At 65.5% G+C, this 1,871-nt stretch carries 2 protein-coding genes and 1 riboswitch; of the genes, one reads left to right on the top strand and one right to left on the bottom strand.

The genetic code is table 11. The annotated features are described in order from the left end of the window. Positions 1-161: 161 nt before the first annotated feature. Entirely contained in the window at positions 162-998 is an 837-nt protein-coding gene (locus tag HMPREF2550_RS02565) for an esterase/lipase family protein (protein ID WP_083316968.1), read from the bottom strand. A gap of 37 nt (positions 999-1,035) precedes the next feature. Further along, a riboswitch (SAM riboswitch) is annotated at positions 1,036-1,171 on the top strand. A gap of 17 nt (positions 1,172-1,188) precedes the next feature. Between HMPREF2550_RS02565 and HMPREF2550_RS02560 the strand changes: the two genes are divergently transcribed. Then, positions 1,189-1,716 carry a hypothetical protein gene (locus HMPREF2550_RS02560; protein ID WP_070762581.1) on the top strand — a complete coding sequence of 176 codons (528 nt, stop codon included), beginning with the start codon at positions 1,189-1,191 and terminating at the stop codon, positions 1,714-1,716. Positions 1,717-1,871: the final 155 nt, after the last annotated feature.

The following is a 1,871-nucleotide window of genomic DNA, read 5'->3' as shown; positions in this document are numbered from 1 at the left end:
CCCAACACCATCAACGCGGCCGGTGAGGGTTGCATCCCGTCCGGTGGCGCGCCGGGCTTTACCACCTCGGATACCCGCAGCATCTACGATCTTTCGGGCAACCTCATCGACCAGGAAACCCAAACCACGGTCTACGACCCCGAGCCGATCGTGAAGTGCGGCTAGCCCTCCTCCGCCCACGGGATGCGCGGCGGGGTATGCTCGCCGCGCTCGCGGGTGAGTCCCCACAGGGTGAGCTCGATAAACAGTGGGTCACGCTCCATGAGCGCGTGCCGCGGGGCGTAACCGTCGTAGGCCTCGGCGACGTTGATGTTGACCACATCCGCCCCGCTTACCGACGCGAGCATCGACGTCTCGTTCGGCGTCACCAGCACGTCCGCAGGCGAGTAGAGGGAGGTATAGACGATCTCCGGGTACGTATCCGGCACGTTGAGGTGGGTACGAACCCACGGCGAATCGGCTAACTGCTGGATCACGCCCGGCGAGGCGAGCGTGGAGGCCGCCCGCGGGTAGCGGGAAATCAGCGGTGCGAACCGGGTCGCCCGCCCGCGCACGTCTGTGCCGTGGAAGTTCGCGCCCATCGCTACCACGCGCCGCACCTTCGGCGCGCCCCCGTTGGCGATGAAGAGCTTGGTCATCAGCCCGCCCTGCGAGTGGGCGACAATGTCCAACTGCTTGGCCCCGGTCTGTTCCAATACGTGGTCGACGTTGGCGTGTACGTCCTCGATAATGCTGTCCAAGTTGCCCATGCCGTAGAAGCCGGGGGCGAACATGTCGCCGTAGTCGTAGCCCCAAACCCAGAAGCCCTCGTCGCGAAGCCGCTCCGCGTTCGGTCGGAAGGCGCGGCTTCGGCTGGTCACCCCGTGGATGTAGAGCACCGGGGACTCGTGGGTGGGGGCAAAGTCCGGGTCATTAAACGGCAGCGGCGGGCGGTTGCGCGCAGCCTGCACGGCACCGATCGCGGCCGAACCAGCAATCATCATGGTCGCAAGCTTCATAACCCCCAGCATAAGGGAGCTGCTATGCTTGGCCACGGATCACGAAGTCCGACGCGCCCCGCTTAAAGGTAAGGCCTCCCGGCCCGTCGGCTGGCAACCGCGCTGTTCGCGCACGGTGCCCCCGGGAGAAGATCTGTCGGCGTCTGCACACCCGCGCGCCGAAAGTGCGACTTTTACAAGGAGAGCCATCATGGCATCCGTTTCCTGGATTCCGGCCAAGCTTGACAACATCAACCACACCACCCTGACGTTCCACGCGGACGGTGAGCTGCACGTCCGCGCCTTCGCCACCCCCTTCGACGCCCTCGACGCCGTCCGTCGGGCCGGTGCGGCCTTCGACTTCTCGCCCGAACGCAACCAGCTGCGCTCGCACGACGACGGCCAGCTCGTTTCTCTCCCAGCAGAATCGGCAGGTGGAGTGCCTACCGACCACACTTACTGCCAGCTCGTCGCCTCCGGCCACCGCCCTCACTGGATCCCGATCCTGCGGGCGCTGAACGACCGCGAGGAGGGCAGCTGGCGTGACATCGAAGTCCTGCAGGTCGAAGGCACGAAGGTGACCTTCGCACACGATGATGGCGTGGTCCAAGGCTGGTTCCATAACCCGCGTCAGCTGGCAGCGGCGACGCGCTTCCACCCGAAATGGCACGTGCTCCAGTTCGCATCCGGCGACACCGCCGTGGTCTCGTACACGGTGATCGGGCAGTGCAGGGCGTAGCGAGGTGTGCCTCAACGGGGCCCGCTCCATTTAGCCCTCGAACGCTACCTCGTGCAGCGCATCAGGTGCACAAAGCATTCCGTCCGGGCTAGATGACGAACCCTGCACGACGAAAACCCCGAGGGCCCGATCATGCGGTGGATGCGCCACGATTG

It is taken from the genome of Corynebacterium sp. HMSC074A01 (genome assembly GCF_001831515.1).
Classification (GTDB): domain Bacteria; phylum Actinomycetota; class Actinomycetes; order Mycobacteriales; family Mycobacteriaceae; genus Corynebacterium.
The sequence above is the reverse complement of the archived record's forward strand: the minus strand, read 5'-3'. Positions and strand labels throughout refer to the sequence as shown.

Coding starts and splice junctions, on each gene's coding strand:
- HMPREF2550_RS02565 (WP_083316968.1), bottom strand. CDS start 998: ATGAAGCTTGCGACCATGATGATTGCTGGTTCGGCCGCGATCGGTGCC.
- HMPREF2550_RS02560 (WP_070762581.1), top strand. CDS start 1,189: ATGGCATCCGTTTCCTGGATTCCGGCCAAGCTTGACAACATCAACCAC.